The organism is Sporomusa rhizae, from assembly GCF_041428845.1.
GTDB classification, from domain to species: domain Bacteria; phylum Bacillota; class Negativicutes; order Sporomusales; family Sporomusaceae; genus Sporomusa; species Sporomusa rhizae.
Genome location: NZ_CP156925.1, coordinates 5466667 through 5484376, shown reverse-complemented (window position 1 = coordinate 5484376; position 17710 = coordinate 5466667). Strand labels below are relative to the sequence as shown.

Genomic DNA, 17710 nt, shown 5'->3' with positions numbered 1-17710 from the left:
TGGAGAGGTGTCCGAGTGGTCGAAGGTGCTTGACTCGAAATCAAGTGTCCTGTCAAAGGGACCGTGGGTTCGAATCCCACCCTCTCCGCCATTGAGAATCAAGGCTTCTAGTGTTTTTGCTAGGAGCTTTTTTATTGTCCCAAAATAACTTCTGGCAACAAGGTCAACAAAAGTGGTGTGCACCCCGTCAAGAGGACAATGAAAAAATAGAACTATTTTTGGAATGCTGCCCATGGAATCAGGGGGCAGCATTTTCTATGCAGCTTTTGCGTAGTGTTCGTGGAACTCCATCGGCGACATTACAGACAAGCGACGCTGTAAACGCTGGTAGTTGTAAAAATAGAGGTAGTCTAAAATGGTTTGTATGAGTTGTTCACGGCTAGCGAATTTGTGGCCGTAATACATCTCGCGTTTTAGGATACCCCAAAAGCCTTCCATCGGCCCATTGGATTTTCTCCACCTATCACCTGCGATTCGTTCGTTTTCCAACTCATGATCGCTCTTTGGACACTTTAGCCATCTGTAATACGTTGACCGCGTGATGTGTAAAAAGGCGCAGAGTTTCTCACGGGAAATGATCGTTCCTCAGATAGGATCCGCACCGCGTCATAGGCCAATGGATGCCTCAGTCATAGAAATAGAGCTTTGGCTTGGTTACCATGCGTTTAAGCATATTGTTAGAATATGGATGAAGATAAAACACAATGCCCAGTCTCTCTAAAATACCAAGCAATTTTTGACGGTAATCTGTCAATACCGGCAGCGTCAGCAATGGTCTTGTATTTTCGTTTTTAGAAACCCTGCGGTTACCGATACGTATAAGCCCTGATTAACATACTCTACCTCAACAATGCTAATTGACAACACTGACAAATAGTGGTATTATCAAACTGCATATATCGATTTTATATATGCAAAATAGATATATGGTGTAATTGGAGGCTAAACATGTTAGAGTACATAATCTTAGGTATTTTAATGTACGGCGATAAGAGCGGATATGATTTGAAGCAGTACATTCAAAGAATTATGTCCAATTTTTTTGACGCCAGCTTTGGCAGCATATACCCGGCATTAAAAAGGATGGAACATAGGGGGATTATAGTTTCCAGGGAAACTGTGGAAGGAGGAAAGTTTAAAAAATTTTATACCATCAGTGATTCAGGGAAAGCAGAGTTTATGAACTGGATGGAGCAGCCAGTGGAGTTTTCAAAAACCAAACCGGATCATTTGATTAAAGTTTTCTTTTGCAGATTTTTGCCAAAGGAAAAAGTGAGAGATCATTTGTGTGCCCTAAAGAAAGAAGTGGAGCCCGTCTTACATGTGTTGGAGCACAATGGACCTGAGGTTAAGAAACAGTATGATATCTATCAGTTTTCTACGTTAAAGTTCGGTGTAGGATACTATAAATACATATTGAATTGGTGCGACGATTTACTGCGAGCATTGGAGGATTGAAAAAATAAAGATAACAATGAGGAGGATGAGACATGAAAATAGCAACCATACTGGGGAGTCCAAAAGAAAACGGGAAAACATCCCAGGCGCTGACTATGCTGGAAGACAAACTCACAGCCCTGGGACACGAAGCGGAAAGGATCTGGATTTGTCGCTATACTATCAGAGGCTGCATCGGCTGTTACGCCTGTATGGCCAATAATGATGAACCCAGCTGTATTCAAAAGGATGATGCTGGTTCTCTGTTTCAGCGGCTGGTAAACTCCGACGCGATTGTATATGCAGTTCCTATCTACTTTTTCGATTTTACTGCTCAATTCAAGGCATTTTTTGATAGGCATTATTGTCTTACCGTTGATTTTGGCACTCCCGCCGCGTCATCGATGCTGGCTGGCAAAAAAGTCGCTTTGCTAATTACCTGCATGGGACAGGAGGAAGGCAACGCCGACCTTGCTCAGGTCATTTTCGACAGATCAATGAATGGAATATTGAAATGCAACGTTGTGGGAAAACACGTTATTGCCTTAAGTGAGGCGACCGATTTTGCGAAGAGGGCGGATGCAGCGGCCTATAAACTGGTCCGGGAGATTACGACAGAAAATATAGAGTTTAAGGAAAGAGAAAGATGAAAAATCGGCAAAGAATCAGAAAAACACTGCTGCTCATATTGTATTTATCATTTCCTGTCACCATGTTTTACTTTTCACCTATGTTAATAATTATCGGGGCAGCTCGCGGAATTATTACCGGCAGTTTCATTGTGTTTCTGTTGATGTTCCTGGCAGCTTTGTTTTTGGGCCGGGGGTTTTGCGGCTGGCTATGTCCGGCCGGAGGGCTACAGGAATTATGTACGCTGGCAAACGACAAACCGACTGCGGGCGGCAAATATAACATAATAAAGTATTTGCTATGGATTCCATGGATAGGCGCCATCGTCTACTGTGCTGTTATCGCCGGCGGACTGCACACCATTAATCCATTGTTCGGCACCAAGTGGGGCATATCCATTGCACAGCCTATGGATTACATCATATTTTATTTCTTCACCGGCTTGATTGTCATACTGGCACTTGCCAGTGGTCGGCGCGGGTTTTGCCACTATGTTTGTTGGATGCACCATTCATGGTTATCGGCAATAAAATCGGCGGCTATCTAAAAACCCGTGTACTCGGACTGACGGCAGATAAAGCTAAATGCGTCAATTGTATGAAATGTACCCGCAATTGTGTGATGAGTCTGCCAGTGCAGGAAATGGTGCAAAATAATTCTCTAGGCCATTCAGAATGTGTGCTGTGTGGAATATGCGTGGATAGCTGTCCTAAAAAAGCCATTTCATTTACAGTTTTTAATAGCCGGTGAACATCATGGCATAATCACTGCGAGATGCTGTCGTCATCGGCTCGTCATCTATATGCCGAATAAATGATAAATGACATGTAATAGAACCCGCCTTGATGGCTTATGGGACTTGGATTTGCTGGCCTTTATAGACTCGCAAATTATCCATAAGCTGAGAGTGGTGCTACATCCGTAAAAATCACATTTTTCATTACGCAATGCAAGAAATATTACTTGACAAAAAGATGTGTCTATAGGATATAACCAACATAACATCCTTTCAAAAGCTTTTAAATCATTACAAGACAGAAAAGAAGGAAAGGTTATTGGATTATCAAGTTGAAGTCTGTTTAGCATAAAATTCTATAGTTTGTTACAAATACATTTTTATCTGAGACAGTTTTTTAATTTTTACTTGAGTTTTTCACGATCAAACATAAATAGGACGTGAAACATGGGAAAAATAGGGGGTATTAAAATGGTTACAATAATTTGGGATACATTACTTAAAGAAAAATATCAGGCTGAAGGATTAGGGATAATTAAACGGATATGGAAGGATATGCAGCAATTTGAGGGCTATATTAGGCATGAAATTTTAGTTGATGCTGATGATCCAAACCACATTGTTATTTTCAGTTGCTGGACTACGCGTGAATTGGCTGACCAAACTGTAGTCACTTATTCGACTTCCGAGCCAGTTCGCCTACTATCCCCTTTACTTGATGGCCCAAGAAAACGTACCGTTTTATGTGGAGAAATTTAATCATTATGAATAACGTTCCTTTACTTGTAATTGAATTAGCTAATAGCAGAAAGCTTAAGCGGCCATCAGGAACACGCGAAGCGTATATTTCCGACCCATTAGAAAATAGGGGAAACTCTTCTTGATTTTTTAAAACAATTAAAGCATCCCTATCTAAAATATGAAGGTTTGGATAAGCTGACTATTGACCTTGACAAAATCAAAATTTTACGCAAAACAGTTGAACAAATTGTTTCCCAGCTTGCAAATAAAAAGGAATTTGCGCTAGACTCCATTACTAAGCTGAACGAAATTGCTAAGGATTACCGTTGGGTTCATCAGTTAAACCAAGACGGTACTTATTCTGATGCTTTTCAATCAGGCACTTTAACCGGAATAATAGCTTCGATATGTATACTGGAGACAGCAAAATGCGATGTTACACGTATTAAAATCTGTTGTCGCACATCGTGCGGTTTCTACTTTTATGATACGACTCGTAATCGTAGTGCTCTCTGGTGAAAACCCCTGCGGATGGCAAACACGTTCTGAAAGACGAAAATAATATCTTTTTTTGCTCTTCTCTTTTTATATCATAAGTTAAATATAAGGGGGTGAAGGCCAGCAGTATCTAAATATAAGTTAAGTCAATATATTTTGCCTTTCAACATGATAATCCGAATACCCAATTTATTTTCGCGATTGAAATGGAGGAATTTTTAGTGAGTTTAATGCGAGTAAATGGAATAGACTTAAATGTTGAAATACAAGGAAATGGGCATCCCGTAGTACTTATTCACGGACTTAAGATGGATAATACGCAGTGGAAATATGAAATTGCCCGCCTTAATCAATATTGTAAAACAGTTGCTTTGGATTGCCGAGGACATGGAAAATCAGACAAACCAGATAGCTATACTTTAAAAGATCATATACAAGATATTATATCGTTAATGGATATTCTGAATTTTGATGTTGCGAATCTTTACGGCGTTTCAATGGGAAGTTATATTGCGCAAGGCGTAGCAATTGCCCAGCCGGATAGAATAAAAAAACTTATTTTAACTGTTCCTAAGTCCAATGGATTAACTTCATCAACCCAAAGATTAATTTCAACTCATGCCGGAGAACTAACCGGATTAACTGACAGAGAAGCTATAAAAGCCCTTGCAAAATATATGGTTTATAATCCAAAAGTGAGGGCTGATTTAGCGGACATTTTAAGAACTCATTAACTCCTGAACAAATTGCTGCAGCAAATAAAGCATTGACTGGGTTTGATTGTCGTAGTGAATTGCACAAAATAACGGCAGAAACATTGGTTATTAGTGGAAAATATGATGGGTTAAACCCGCCGGTCGATGGAAAAGTTTGTGCAGAATTAATACCAAAAGCAGAGTTTGTTGAAATGCAATATTCAGGGCATTTACCTATGCTTGAAGAAATGGAAAGGTACAATGAAATAATTGATAATTTTTTACGGCCAGGTTCCTGATGTATGTGCCTAGTATGAAGGCTGCCATTGACATAGCAATGATCGGCATTGTTCCGGCGGCGATAGCCTTCCGGCCTTTTCATGAGTTTTAATTGTTCCATTCAGAGCAACTTTTTTGGGGTTTCGGATTTACGTGTTGAAAAGACGATGCTTGTTTGCATAATATTGGAGGATAGATATGGACACAGTTGATAAGATAATAGAAAAAATGATTGGAAGCTGGCCTGATATTATATGGTCCGTTGCAGATATATCTTATTCTGATTTTAATGCAGACTTTACCAGAGCAATTATTATAGCTCTAGGCTATAAAGATTTCATTACAAATAAAGAATATAATGAGGAAAAATACCATCATGTACTACTCGAAGCAAAAAAATCTATTGACGAAAGAATGAATCTTTTGAAAAAGTTATTGGATCATTATGGTATAAAAAATTTTATACCGCCAACAGTTCAAGCAGATGAAATAGAACTTGTTGCTCCATTTTCTTTTAAATATGCGACAGTGCAAGCTGGCATTGGCTGGATCGGTAAAAATGATACCTTGATTACTAGAAAGTTTGGCCCAAGGGTTCGATTAGGGGCAATACTTTTAGATTACCCTATAAAATGCGGTAATCCAGTAAGTAAAAGCTTATGTGGAAGTTGTCATGCTTGTGTCGATGCTTGCCCATGGAAAGTAATTAAAGGAGTGAATTGGAATATATCATCGAACAGAGAGGATCTTCTTGATTATCAATTATGTAATAAAAAGAGAAGTGAATATATTGAATGTAGTGGTAGAAAACACAATTGTGGTTATTGCATTTTAGCCTGTCCATGGGGATTAAAAATGAATATTTAACGCATGTAATCCGAAAAGTAACAGAATTACATTCAGATTACAGTTCCAGTATTTGATAATAATTATGTTGAGTTAATTTCAACCCAATAATCCCAATACCCCTTTTTTAAAAATTGGAACTGGGGCTGTACCTCCCTTCATTATGTACCTTCCATTACAGAAGGATGTCGCCAGGGCTCTAGTTTGCAAAGTTTCCTGGGGTTTCCCAAGTGCGAAAGCTGGGTTAATTAGAAATGAAAGAAGTGTGATTCAATGAAAATTGCAGTGATTAACGGCAGCCATCGCGGCAGAAATGGCAATACGAATATTATGGTTTCTGCTTTCTTAAAGGGAGCAAAGGAAGCAGGAGCAGAAACTGTAACTGTTTTTTTAGCGGAAAAAGAAATTAAATATTGTACGGCGTGTAAGGCCTGCTGGTTTAAGATGCCAGGGAAATGTGTCATCAAGGATGATATGGACGAAATTGTATCTCTCATCGAAGATGCGGATATTCGTGTGTTGGCGACGCCGCTTTATTTTGATAATATTTCAAGTATGCTAAAGACTTTTATAGACCGACTTATGGTAACAGCCAGCCCCTATTGGGGAAAGGATAGTGAGGGAGAATGCCGTCATATAACAACGAAAGTGGCTCCACAGTTAGTGATGATGGCAAATTGTGGCTTCCCGGAAAAATCTCAGTTTCAGGTGATTTCCCATTGGCTTAAACGGCATGCACGCAATCTAAATGCACAAATAATTGGGGAAATATATGCTCCCCAGGGTGCGCTATTGAGTATCCGTGAAAATGAGGTGGGCATCGTTGTCTCTAATTATCTGAAGACTTTGGAAACCGCAGGCAGGAAAATTGCTATTGATAGAAAACTGACGTCAGAAACACAAGCATTATTAGAACAAAAATTTATTCCAGATGAAGTGTATATACGAGAAGTTAAAAAATATGTTGATAGTCTATTGGTAAAGCAAGATGACCAATAAAATTTAGTCTGGGAATTACTTAGGTGTTTATGAAGGTTGTTCAAGACGGACGAATTGTTACCGCTGAAGGGGAGAAGGGCCGGGTGATTTTTTCCATAATGTTCAGCTATGCAGCGTGGTTGGCTTTTGGATTAAGGGCAGGGAGGCAATAGGAACGTTGCGGGATAAGCAGGATAATAGAGCGAAACATTAAAAAGGCAAGCCAGACGTATAAAAACGCACCAGCACTTGGTGCGTCAGTATAGCTGATGTGGAACTGAATTCACTAAATTAAGTTTGGAGTTTTTTATTGTTGCTAAATACAAAATAACAGCTAAAACTATTAAGAAAGAAGAAGCAATGTAAATATAACTAAAGCCAACTAGCCGGGCGACAATACCCCAAACAACGGCACCAAGAATTCCCCCCATATCCAGGGCACATAAAAAGGTAGCATTGGCGACACCTATTCTGTCAACCGGGGCACGGGAAACCACCAGTGCATTTAAAACAGGCTGAACGATTCCATAGCCCAAACCGTAAAAAATAGCGGCAAGCAAAAATAATGGCAAGGATGAGGCAAAGAGTAATATTTGTAAGGCAATTGCCAATAAAAACATGCCAGGCACTAAGAATTTGATAGCTCCACAGCGGTCGGCAATCCGGCCGGTCGTCAGTCTTGTAAACATCATTGCCAAAGCAATGACGATAAAAAATGTCCCGATATTTGTTATACTTCTTTCACTTGCGTAGGGTGGTAAAAAAATCATAATGGTAGAATAAGTTGTAACAATGATAAAAAAATAAGAAAGAGGCCATAACGCAGTTTGCTCAATAACTGCAATTTTTTTCTGCGCTGCAGGTGCCGACATTTTTTCCGTAACCGGTTCAACCTTACTTATTTGATTTTTACCACTATCTTTCTCGCCCCATCCGGTAGCTAAGACCAGTAAAATGAAACAAGAGAGAGAAGGTAAAGTAAACTATAGCTATAATGTTCAACAATAAATAAACGTAATTCAGGCCCGGTTATCATTGCCAACGATATAGTTCTATGCGTAATGACGAACAAGAAGGCATTTCTAACATAAACGCATGTTTTATGAGGTTCTGTTTAAGGTATTAGTGACGTTTCCACCCTCTCCGCCATTAAAAATCGAGCTTCTAGCAATTTTGCTAGAAGCTTTTTTATTGCCGGAAGACAGCTTCTGGCACAAGGCTGGCAACAAAAGAGCCGCAGCTCACATTTGGAGCGGCGGCAATCGTATCAGGGTGCTTTCGGCTAAAGGCTCGGTTGTATAGGAGTAAGTCTTGGCAGGCCCCCCTAGATTGGTCCCCTTTAATCTCTGAGGAATCTATTTTGGCATGTTATTGTTAATGTATTTTTTTATACTCATATCCCCATATTTCAAGTTCTTTTAGAACAGGTAAAAGTTTCAATCCCATTTCGTTTAATGAATATTCTACTCGTGGCGGAACTTCTGGGTACACTTTTCTATTTATGAGTTGGAAACTCTCTAACCTACGGAGTTCTTTTGTTAAAGTAGCTTGTGTTATTTCTGGCATTTGACGATTCAATTCTCCAAAGCGAAGCATTCCTGTACTTAAATGGTATAGTATCCGAAGAGCCCATTTCCCTCCAATTATTTTCTGCGCTATTGCAATTGGGCAGTCTTCAAGATCGATTCGATTTATACTTTTCCACCTCCATACTATCATTTAAGATAGTACCTATTAAATATAATCCTACTTGATATATTTATTGTAACATTATAATATGTACGTGTAAATGAGACCCAAGGATAAATAAGTTTTAAAGTGAGGGAGATAAATGAATCAAATCGTAAACATCATTACTGACGGCGTTTGTCAAGCAAGTTGTTAGGGCTGGCTAGAAATGTAAACATTGTAAAGGCGGGTCAAATTATCGGGAATAATACCAAATGTAATTTTTCGAAGAAAGGTGAAAATCATGATTACATCAACGGATTTTTGTAAGGTGCAAAAACTGGACGATGATTTATATATCATTACTGAAGCTGGACTTGTGCATTTTTATCTTATCTTGGGGCAGAAGAAAGCGGTCTTAATTGACGCCGGTTTTGGTTTCGAGGACATAAGGCCTATCATCAGAAGTATAACGGATCTGCCGGTGATGCTGGCATTGACCCATGGCGATCCAGACCACAGCTACGGAAGCGAGTACTTTGGAGATGTATGGCTGTACCAGCCGGACTACGGTCAGATTATGGGGTTTGACACAAAGTCTGAAAGGCAGTTCGCGGCTGGGTTGGGAGTAGAATTTCTGAAAGAGAATAACCCTGAAGGCATTGAACGTTTCGATAGCAAAGCATTCGCTGAAAAGAGCCTGCTCCGAGTCCTGACTCCACATTTTGTAAAGGATGGAGAATTGTTTGACTTGGGTGGAAAGACATTGGAGGTAATATTTACACCAGGGCATTCTTATGGGCATATCATGCTGCTGGATAGGGCAAAAAAGAGACTTTTTTCAGGAGATATGATTTGTGATTACGTCATTATTTACTTTTTCGAATCTGATAGAAACGCCCCGTTTTTCATGGCACTGGACAGTTGGAAAAGGATAAAACGATTAGAACAGGATATCAAAGATATTTTTAGTAGCCATGGACAGAATCCAATTACAATGGACTTCGTCGACGCATATATCGAATGCTTTTCGGGAGAATTTCAGCAGAATTATTTAAAGGATAAACCGTTTTCCAGGGGACATTTAGGCTACGGGTACCAGCATATCTATAAAACCGTCAATATCCAATACTCCGATAAGAGGCTAGAGGAATTTTTAGGACACAAAGTGGAACGGATTGATCTGTAGTTAAACAGGCTATCCACGCGAAAACGCCGCCTTAGTGGGACTATGGGCGGCGTTTTTGCGCGGATAGCGGTACTTCGGGTCAACTTGGCTCGGAGTAGATAAATCCGCCTGACAGGGCAGCTTATTTATTTTGATTCCTTGCTCCCCATTCGCATAATCCTTCCAAAACAGGCAAGAGCGTTTCTGCTTTAGCTGTCAAACGGTACTCAACTTTAGGAGGAATTTGAGGATACTCTTTTCGTTCTACCAAACCATCTGATTCCAGTTCTTTCAATTGTGAACTCAATATCTTAAAGGTAATCGAGCCAATTTGTCTTTTTAGGTCATTAAAGCGGATTGGCTGATTTTCTGCTAAAAGGTATATGATAACCATTTTCCATTTACCGCCAATCACTGATAAAGTGTATCCAAAAGGTGTATCTTGGATATTTTTTACTTGGCCCTTATATGCAGCCATTCCCATAATTGACACTATCCTTTCTAATAGTACCTATCAATAAAGTGCGTACTATATTTTTATTTGCTGTCTTGTTATACTAAATTTACCTTAAAGTAAAGGAGAGAGAAAATGACTAATATTAAGACTTATAATCATAATCTTTGGGATCATGGCATTTCCCAAGCCTACAGCGTGAATGGCACAATTTATGTTTCTGGGCAGTTTTCCCATGATTCAAAGGGCGCATTTATTGGCGAAGGTGACATTGAAACGCAAACTCGCCAGACACTTAAAAATCTTGACCATGTACTAGCGGAGTTTGGTGTCACGAAATCCAACCTCGCTTATGTGGAAATTTATCTGGCAGATGCTGGGGAGCATTCGGATTCCGTCATTAAGCTGTTCAAGGGATACTTAGGGAAGCACCGGCCAGCGGGAACTCTTGTAGGAGTGCCGTATTTTGCTTTTCCGGCACAATTAATTGAAATAAGTGCTGTCGCATATACAGACTAATGTATAAAACAATCTCTATCTGGCTGTCAGGTAGGGATTGTTTTATATAGGAATATCGAAAATTCCCTGTTTATGTAGAGAAATTATACTTTAAAACAGTTGAAAAAACAAGAATTTTCAAACAGCAGTGTGTTTAACTTGTGATAATGGCTACCTATATATATGCTTAATGAAACCTTCTCGCTCGGAAGATACCAATTGGTTTTCCGGTCAGTTCCCTTTAATTTGAATGTAGATGCCATTTTATGCGTGAAAGATACATCGCGGGTAGTTTCGGGATTTGAACGAGAAAGTGAAGATGAACCTTTGCTCTAAAACGTCCTCTTTACCAGCACTTCTTGTAGAAGATGGCGTTCTGATAGCCGGTTTAAGATATTTTTTTTAAAGTAATGTTTACAAATCTGTAACACAATAGCATCCAAGCTATTGTAACATTAAATTAGCCTTTAGCATCTCTTCCTATCGCCTGCCGGGTTCGTCCTGGTGGGCGGCTTTTTTGTCTTTGAAAAATTTTTGCCGCATCCTCCCGGGTGCGGTTTTTATTTCTAAAGTAATTCTAAAATTAACCAAGTAAAATAAAGTTGTTCCATATTATGGTTTACATATACTCCTCTAAACACCCGGTCAGCGCTGGCCGGGTGTTTTTACCAGCTATTCCCTCTTGTCTGTTACGAACATGTGTTCTATAATGACCCCGGGAGGGGTAATATGAAAACGTTCGTCGGGATTACAGCGCTACACGATAAACAAGGCAATATACACCCAATGGTAATGCATTGGCCAGATGGCAGACAATGGCCCGTAGATAAAATATTAGACATTCGCAAGGCGGCGGCAATGAATGCCGATGGGCGAGGTGTTAGATATTTGTGTCATATCGCCAACAAGGAAGTAAAACTGTTTCATGATGGAAGTAAATGGTTTATTGAGCACTAAACGGAAAACTGGGTAAAATTAGCCTACAACTGCACCCAATGTAATATATTTTTGTGGGGTACAAACCTTGGTACAAGAAACATAATTCAATTCACATGAAAACGCCAAAATGCACCTAAACACATGTTGAATTTGACTAGAAATCAAGTGTCCTCTAACAGGGACCGTGGGTTCGAATCCCACCCTCTCCGCCAGTAAATTCAAGGCTTCTAGCGCTTTTGCTAGGAGCTTTTTTAAATGAGTATCAACGCTTGCTAAAAAAACGTAAGTTTGTCTGCAGTACGTCTCGTAAAGGAAATTGCTGAGACAATGTCCCTAAATATGCATTATTCAATGAAAAAGGTAAATATAAATATTATTTTGGAGGATATAGAAATCCTCCTGCAGGAGAAGCACCTACCGCAAAATCAATAAAGGTATATGTTTGAGGTTACAGCACTCGAATCTCTATACGGTACAAAGTTTTATTATTTAAACTTTGTACCGTGTTTTAAAAAAAAGGCATATTGTGGTATAATTTTTATAAAACAAAAAAAGGTGGTTGAAAATGCTAAAAACTATTGCGAAAAAATGCTTGCTAGTCATGTTTCTAACTTTACTTATAACTCCGATGTTATCACAAAAAGCTAATGCCGGAGTAAATTTACATTATGGAACATTGGGCTTATTTCTTGATTCGTTTATGATTAAATCTGATTTTAACCCACAGGAAGCTAAAGGCTTCGAAATAATAAACAAGAAGAATAGTTTTAGTGATAAAAACATTGTCGAATACCAAATGTCGTATTATGGCGAAAAATTCTCTGTTGATGTAAACCAAAAAAGTAATAAGATAGTTGGATTAAGAATATATAGTCAAATGCAGCATGATATGTCAAAAATAAGAAATAAATTTAATGATTTATTACCAGCGCTAACATCTCGCTATGGAAACCCACAAGACCGAACATCTCAAGATTCGTCTATTCTTGAAGAAGCCAAGTTTACAGAAGACGGAAAATATAAATATCAATTAACGGCAACATATGCAAATAAGCATCTAGGAAGCTGTATAAATCTTTATATTAAAGCACTTTAATCTTAAAATACAGTACAAAGTCTATTATTAAAACTTTGCACTGTATTTTTTTATCAATTGCTATTGCAGTCAATGAAGATGGCTATCGTGAAGTCATTGGTGCCGCCGAAGAGTTTCCCTTTGAGTATTGGACGAAAATCCGCCTTTGGCTAATGTTCGTGCCTTTGATAATATTTTGGAGAATTTTTTCGCCCTTTTACAGCAACCGTACGGCAACGGCTATGAGTTACATTCCCTGATGTAGTCGTCAAATTTCTGTTGCAATGGGCGGAATGATAGCCTTGTCAGATTCAGTGCGAAAATTATTATACCTTATCGTTTTTTCTGTAGCAAAACTGCGCAACTATTCATAGATTATAATAAATATACCCCTTATTTTATGAATGGGAGGCGCACACATATGGGATTCGGTGGCTTTGGAGGTCGAGGCGGCTTTGGTGGTTGCTTTATAATAATTATCATCATTCTTTTGTTGTTCTGCTTCTGTGAAGATGAGTGTAGTCCGACCTGTTAAGTAATTTCGCCATACGCCAAAACCAAACGTGACATTCAGTTTATCTCCTCTATCAAATAGCCGTTCGCAGTGAACGGCTTTTCCCATTTAAGTTTCCGGCAGCCACCTGCTGAATCCAGTGGAGTTTGCACATTTAATTTCCGTATCTCTGGACCAAATGTGGCAGGAGAGTATATTTCATTGCGTCGAACACACGGGTTTAGCCGGTCTACAACCAGCGGTATCTAAGCCATTGGTCTAAAACACAAGGAAATAAAGAAAATGATGAATAATAGTGACTCCCTCTAAGAATGCTTATTTACTTTGGGACGCTTAGACTGTGGAAACAGATGGAGTACCAATTTTGAGTGACATGAATTATTTTCGAATGTATACTGTATACATTCGAAAATTAAGTTTACAAATTTGTCAAAAAGTTTTATATTAAAAGCATGAAAAATAATTTCACAGGTCAGATAAAAACCTCATATCGGACGTTGCCTGGCATGATTACGAATATCCTGCGCGAATCCATTCTGTCAGGTGAACTTGGCGGGGGAGTACAACTCAAGCAGGAGGAGTTGGCAACCAAATTCGGCGTAAGCATGAGTGCCCTACGGGAAGCCTTGAAAAGCCTGGAGGGCGAGGGATTGGTACGCTTCTATCCTAATCGCGGCGCGGTGGTTAGTGAATTATCCGCAGACGAAGCGCAGGAGATTTTTGATATCCGGCTTTTCCTGGAATTAGGGGCACTGGAGCTGGCTATTCCCAATTTGACCGAAGCCGTGTTGGCAGAGGCGGATGAAATTCTAAAAAAAGCAGATGAAGAAACCCAGAGTGATCATCGGAGCGAGCTCAACTGGCAGTTTCACGAAACTCTTTATCGGTCCGCAAACCGGCCGAAGTTACTGGCGTTGATTCAAAACCTGCATAACAATGTGGAACGATATATGCGTTTATATTTGACAACAATGCATTATCAGACAAAATCGCAGGAAGAACATCGCGCGTTACTAAGTGCCTGTGCTCAGGGAAATGTTAAAGGCGCACAAAAAGTATTACGCAAACATATGGCAGATGCCAGCAATAACCTGATCGAATACCTAAGCTGATCAATTCGTACTGTTTCCCTTGCTAGTAATTGTAACGTTTAAAGTGAATACCCCAAAGCTAAATGCCTTAGCATTAGCTTTGATTATTGTATATATTCGAAAATCGAAAATATAAACCTAATATTCATTTGTTGGATTTTGTGATCCGAATCTGAGGAGGGACAAAGATGACTAGTAAACGTATTGAAGGATTTAAGAAGTCGTACCTGGATGCTAAGCCGTCTATCAGTGTTCACCGGGCAGTAGCTTTCACGTTGTCACATCAAAATACCGAAGGGGAAGCTGTTATTATCCGGCGGGCAAAAGCATTTCAGGCTGTATGCAAAAGTATTCCTGTAACCATTTTTGATGGCGAACTGGTTGTTGGTTCTGTCGGCGAGTTTTTGAAGACCGGGGTTATTTGTCCTGAATACTCATGGAAATGGGTTGAGCAGGAAATGGATTCGTTTGAAAGCCGGGACCAGGATCCCTACTGCATTGATGACGAGGCGAAAGATATATTGCGCAAAAAGATTTTTCCTTATTGGCGCGGCAAGTCGCTGGAGGAGAATTTCTTATCGCGCATCAATCAGGAAACGGCAAAAATATTGATTGACACCGGTATTATTGATAATGACTCCAAGTGGAGAAACGCAGTCGGCGAAATTACGGCTGATTATCAGGATATCATTTTCAAAAAGGGTTTTGGGGGACTAAAACAAGAAGCGCTGGCGAAGCTGCAAAGTTTGGAGCCGGTTAGTGCCGAAGCCTTGGAAAAGATTGATTTTTACAATGCAGCTGTCCTGGTATGTGACGGGATTATTATTCTGGCTCGGCGCTATGCGGATAAAGCTGCAGAATTAGCTCAGACGGAAACAGATGCTCTGAGGCAACAAGAATTGCTTGAAATCGCACGGGTTTGCCGCAAAGTGCCGGAGCATCCCCCGGAGAACTTCTATGAAGCTGTACAGACCGTATGGTTTACTCAGCTAGGCTCAGTTCTGTCAGAGAATTCATTGGCATTAAACATAGGCAGATTTGATCAATACATGTATCCCTATTACGCCGGCGACATAAAGGCTGGTGCTATCACGCCGGCGGCAGCGCAGGAATTAATTGAAGCGCTCTGGATTAAGCTCTCGGAATGGGTATGGGCTATTTCCAGCAACACGGCCAAATTTTTCGCCGGATATAATTCTTTCCAGAATTTGACCATCGGCGGCAGGACAAGAGACGGCCGTGATGCAACAAATGAACTTTCGTATATGTGTCTGAAAGCGACAGAAAACGTAAAAACACATCAGCCAGGCTTGAGTGTGCGGATTCATCCTGACAGCCCGGAAGAATTTCTCCTGGCGGTTTGCAAATTGATTCGTGTTGGGACAGGGTTCCCCGCAGTGCATAATGACAGGGTTGGTTCAGAGATGCTGCTGGCGGAAGGATTGTCGCCGGAAGACGCACGCGACTGGAATAACTGCGGCTGCGTAGTACCGCATTTCAGAAAAGTAGGCAAGTGGACATCGGCAGTTAACATTAATTTGGCGGCTGCTGTGGAATATGCGCTGAACCGTGGACGAAGCCGCATTACCGGTAAGGATATGGGGCTGCCGGAAATGCCTGTAGCTGAATTCAAGAGCTATGAAGAAGTGAAAGCGGCTTTTTACAAGCAACTCGCTTATTTAATAAAACACTCGGTTATCGGCTCAATTACTGCTCAGCAGATTCATGCCGAAATGGTGCCCAGACCGTACATTTCCATGCTGGTCGACGGATGTATGGAGCAAGGAAAAGACCTTAGCAAAGGCGGCGCCAAATATAATCTGGGACCAGTCCTCACCGGCATAGGAGTGGCTGATTCGGCCAATTCGCTGGCAGCTATTAAGAAACTGGTATTTGAGGACGGAAAATATACCTTGGATCAGATTACTAAAGCGCTCGATGCCGACTGGGATGGTTATGAGGAGCTGAGACAGGCGGTGCTCGCCTGCCCGAAGTATGGCAATGATGATGACTATGTTGATTCCATTGCGGCAGAAATAAGTGATTTTTACTATCGGGAAGTACGCGCCTATAAAGACTATTTCGGCTCACCTTTCAATTCGGCGTTTATGGGAATTTCCAACTATATTCCGGCCGGGAGTGTGATTGGCGCGACGCCGGACGGCAGAAGGGCGAAAACTCCATTAACGGAAGGCGTATCACCGCATGCCGGCACTGATTTGACCAGTCCTACCGCTGCTATGCGTTCTGTTGCCAAAATCAATCATGACGTACATTCCGGCGGAACCTTGATGAATATAAAGCTGGCGCCCGAACTGTTGGAATCGGAGCGCAACCTGAAAAATCTGGCGGCTATTATTCGGGCGTATTTTGCGCTGGGCGCTTTCCATGTTCAGTTTAACGTGATATCCACCGAAACCTTGAAAAAGGCCCAGGAACAACCGGAAGAATATAAAGATCTGCTTGTCAGAGTAGCTGGGTACAGTACGCAGTTTGTCAACCTGTCCCGTGAAGCCCAGAATGCCATCATTGAAAGAACCACCTATGAAGCCATGTAGTGGCAATATATTTCAAATACAGCGCTGGTCGATTCATGACGGTGAAGGGGTAAGAAGTACTGTTTTTTTAAAAGGCTGCCCGCTGCGTTGTAAATGGTGCGCCAATCCGGAATCCTGGAATAGAGATACTGAAGTTCTGTTTTTTCAGGAGAAATGTACTGGTTGTAACCGCTGTTTGTCTGTTTGCAGTAAGGGTGCCATTACCAAGGGGAATCCCATACACCAGTTTGCTCGTGAGAAATGTGATTGTTGTACAAGGTGCTGTGAAGTGTGTCCCACAGGCGCCCGCAAGCTGATAGGCTCTACGGTGACTGTCGATGATGTCCTTAAAGTAATCAAAAGAGATGCTGTTTTTTATCGGGAGTCTGGCGGCGGGGTGACGTTTTCCGGCGGGGAGCCATTTGCCCAGCCCGAATTCTTGCGGCAGCTCGTGGCGGCCTGCAGCCGGCTCGGGATTGATACTGCTGTTGAAACCAGTGGTTATTTCGACTTCGAGCAAGTAAAAGACATTTTCGAACTGTTAGACTGCGTTTTTGTGGATATCAAACACATGGATGACGAATGTCATAAGAAAATGACCGGGGTTAGTAATCGAAAGATTCTAGAAAATATTACGCTGATATCCCGGCTGCATCCGAATACAATTGTTCGTGTTCCGCTTATTGAAGAAGTTAACGCCCATGAGAAAAATATTAAGGCAATGTGTGAATTTATTAGGAAAGAGACACAGGTCAAAGGGATCGAGCTTCTGCCTTATCATGATTTCGGCGAGTCGAAGTACCGTGCTATCGGGGCTCAGGGTCAGGCGTTCACAACGCCTACTGCAGCAAAAATGGCTGCAGTAAAAGAAATAATAGCTGGTTATGGTATCAATATTGTTGATTATAAGTAACTTAGCGGTAGTT

At 40.8% G+C, this 17710-nt stretch carries 21 protein-coding genes and 1 tRNA gene; 18 read left to right on the top strand and 4 right to left on the bottom strand.

The genetic code is table 11. The features are described 5' to 3' along the window. Nucleotide 1 precedes the first annotated feature (1 nt). A tRNA-Ser gene (locus SRRS_RS25645) sits at nucleotides 2-91 on the top strand. A gap of 164 nt (nucleotides 92-255) precedes the next feature. On the opposite strand, the gene SRRS_RS25640 is transcribed toward SRRS_RS25645, so the two are convergent. Continuing rightward, the gene (locus tag SRRS_RS25640) at nucleotides 256-489 is read right to left on the bottom strand and encodes an IS3 family transposase (RefSeq protein WP_371364442.1); all 234 of its coding nucleotides are present in this window, start codon (nucleotides 487-489) and stop codon (nucleotides 256-258) included. A 459-nt stretch (nucleotides 490-948) separates the two neighbouring features. On the opposite strand from SRRS_RS25640, the gene SRRS_RS25635 reads away from it, so the two are divergent. The 10 genes from SRRS_RS25635 (at nucleotide 949) to SRRS_RS25590 (ending at nucleotide 6861) form a co-directional block, all read left to right on the top strand. Next, nucleotides 949-1458 (top strand): PadR family transcriptional regulator, encoded by a 510-nt coding sequence (locus SRRS_RS25635; RefSeq protein ID WP_371364441.1) that lies wholly within the window; start codon nucleotides 949-951, stop codon nucleotides 1456-1458. Between the two features lie 32 nt (nucleotides 1459-1490). Next, entirely contained in the window at nucleotides 1491-2087 is a 597-nt protein-coding gene (locus tag SRRS_RS25630; protein WP_371364439.1) for a flavodoxin family protein, read from the top strand. After that, nucleotides 2084-2614, top strand: coding sequence for a 4Fe-4S binding protein (locus SRRS_RS25625; protein ID WP_371364437.1), 531 nt, complete (start codon nucleotides 2084-2086; stop codon nucleotides 2612-2614). The genes SRRS_RS25630 and SRRS_RS25625 overlap by 4 nt, the downstream gene beginning before the upstream one ends. Next, nucleotides 2581-2817, top strand: a complete 237-nt coding sequence (locus SRRS_RS25620; protein WP_371364435.1) for a 4Fe-4S dicluster domain-containing protein — start codon at nucleotides 2581-2583, stop codon at nucleotides 2815-2817. The genes SRRS_RS25625 and SRRS_RS25620 overlap by 34 nt, the downstream gene beginning before the upstream one ends. 457 nt (nucleotides 2818-3274) lie before the next feature. Continuing rightward, nucleotides 3275-3562: a putative quinol monooxygenase gene (locus tag SRRS_RS25615; protein WP_371364433.1), complete on the top strand. Its 288-nt coding sequence runs from the start codon at nucleotides 3275-3277 to the stop codon at nucleotides 3560-3562. A 168-nt stretch (nucleotides 3563-3730) separates the two neighbouring features. After that, nucleotides 3731-4063 (top strand): hypothetical protein, encoded by a 333-nt coding sequence (locus SRRS_RS25610; RefSeq protein ID WP_371364431.1) that lies wholly within the window; start codon nucleotides 3731-3733, stop codon nucleotides 4061-4063. 209 nt (nucleotides 4064-4272) lie between these two features. Then, the gene (locus SRRS_RS25605) at nucleotides 4273-4776 is read left to right on the top strand and encodes an alpha/beta fold hydrolase (RefSeq protein WP_371369928.1); all 504 of its coding nucleotides are present in this window, start codon (nucleotides 4273-4275) and stop codon (nucleotides 4774-4776) included. A 32-nt stretch (nucleotides 4777-4808) separates the two neighbouring features. After that, nucleotides 4809-5036: an alpha/beta fold hydrolase gene (locus SRRS_RS25600; RefSeq protein WP_371364429.1), complete on the top strand. Its 228-nt coding sequence runs from the start codon at nucleotides 4809-4811 to the stop codon at nucleotides 5034-5036. Between the two features lie 178 nt (nucleotides 5037-5214). Then, nucleotides 5215-5883, top strand: coding sequence for a 4Fe-4S double cluster binding domain-containing protein (locus tag SRRS_RS25595; RefSeq protein ID WP_371364427.1), 669 nt, complete (start codon nucleotides 5215-5217; stop codon nucleotides 5881-5883). A 252-nt stretch (nucleotides 5884-6135) separates the two neighbouring features. After that, nucleotides 6136-6861, top strand: a complete 726-nt coding sequence (locus SRRS_RS25590) for a flavodoxin family protein (protein WP_371364425.1) — start codon at nucleotides 6136-6138, stop codon at nucleotides 6859-6861. Nucleotides 6862-7097: 236 nt separating this feature from the next. On the opposite strand, the gene SRRS_RS25585 is transcribed toward SRRS_RS25590, so the two are convergent. Beyond that, entirely contained in the window at nucleotides 7098-7712 is a 615-nt protein-coding gene (locus SRRS_RS25585) for an MFS transporter (RefSeq protein WP_371364423.1), read from the bottom strand. 502 nt (nucleotides 7713-8214) lie between these two features. After that, a complete protein-coding gene (locus tag SRRS_RS25580) occupies nucleotides 8215-8559 on the bottom strand; it encodes a winged helix-turn-helix transcriptional regulator (protein WP_371364421.1) in 345 nt (114 codons plus the stop codon). A 253-nt stretch (nucleotides 8560-8812) separates the two neighbouring features. Here SRRS_RS25580 and SRRS_RS25575 point away from each other — a divergent pair, with 253 nt between their 5' ends. Next, nucleotides 8813-9697 carry an MBL fold metallo-hydrolase gene (locus tag SRRS_RS25575; protein ID WP_371364419.1) on the top strand — a complete coding sequence of 295 codons (885 nt, stop codon included), beginning with the start codon at nucleotides 8813-8815 and terminating at the stop codon, nucleotides 9695-9697. A 121-nt stretch (nucleotides 9698-9818) separates the two neighbouring features. Here SRRS_RS25575 and SRRS_RS25570 read toward each other — a convergent pair whose 3' ends face one another. Further along, nucleotides 9819-10160 (bottom strand): winged helix-turn-helix transcriptional regulator, encoded by a 342-nt coding sequence (locus tag SRRS_RS25570; RefSeq protein ID WP_371364417.1) that lies wholly within the window; start codon nucleotides 10158-10160, stop codon nucleotides 9819-9821. Between the two features lie 105 nt (nucleotides 10161-10265). Here SRRS_RS25570 and SRRS_RS25565 point away from each other — a divergent pair, with 105 nt between their 5' ends. The 6 genes from SRRS_RS25565 to SRRS_RS25540 all read left to right on the top strand — a co-directional run bounded on the left by SRRS_RS25565 (nucleotide 10266) and on the right by SRRS_RS25540 (nucleotide 17697). Continuing rightward, entirely contained in the window at nucleotides 10266-10649 is a 384-nt protein-coding gene (locus SRRS_RS25565) for a RidA family protein (RefSeq protein ID WP_371364415.1), read from the top strand. Between the two features lie 708 nt (nucleotides 10650-11357). Then, on the top strand, nucleotides 11358-11585 hold the full coding sequence (locus SRRS_RS25560) for a hypothetical protein (protein ID WP_371364413.1): 228 nt from the start codon (nucleotides 11358-11360) through the stop codon (nucleotides 11583-11585). Nucleotides 11586-12132: 547 nt separating this feature from the next. Further along, complete coding sequence (locus SRRS_RS25555; protein ID WP_371364411.1) at nucleotides 12133-12663, top strand: hypothetical protein; 531 nt, start codon at nucleotides 12133-12135, stop codon at nucleotides 12661-12663. 999 nt (nucleotides 12664-13662) lie between these two features. After that, nucleotides 13663-14268: a GntR family transcriptional regulator gene (locus SRRS_RS25550; protein WP_371364409.1), complete on the top strand. Its 606-nt coding sequence runs from the start codon at nucleotides 13663-13665 to the stop codon at nucleotides 14266-14268. 167 nt (nucleotides 14269-14435) lie between these two features. After that, complete coding sequence (locus SRRS_RS25545) at nucleotides 14436-16805, top strand: formate C-acetyltransferase/glycerol dehydratase family glycyl radical enzyme (protein ID WP_371364407.1); 2370 nt, start codon at nucleotides 14436-14438, stop codon at nucleotides 16803-16805. Next, nucleotides 16792-17697 (top strand): glycyl-radical enzyme activating protein, encoded by a 906-nt coding sequence (locus tag SRRS_RS25540; protein WP_371364405.1) that lies wholly within the window; start codon nucleotides 16792-16794, stop codon nucleotides 17695-17697. The genes SRRS_RS25545 and SRRS_RS25540 overlap by 14 nt, the downstream gene beginning before the upstream one ends. The last annotated feature ends 13 nt before the right edge of the window (nucleotides 17698-17710 follow it).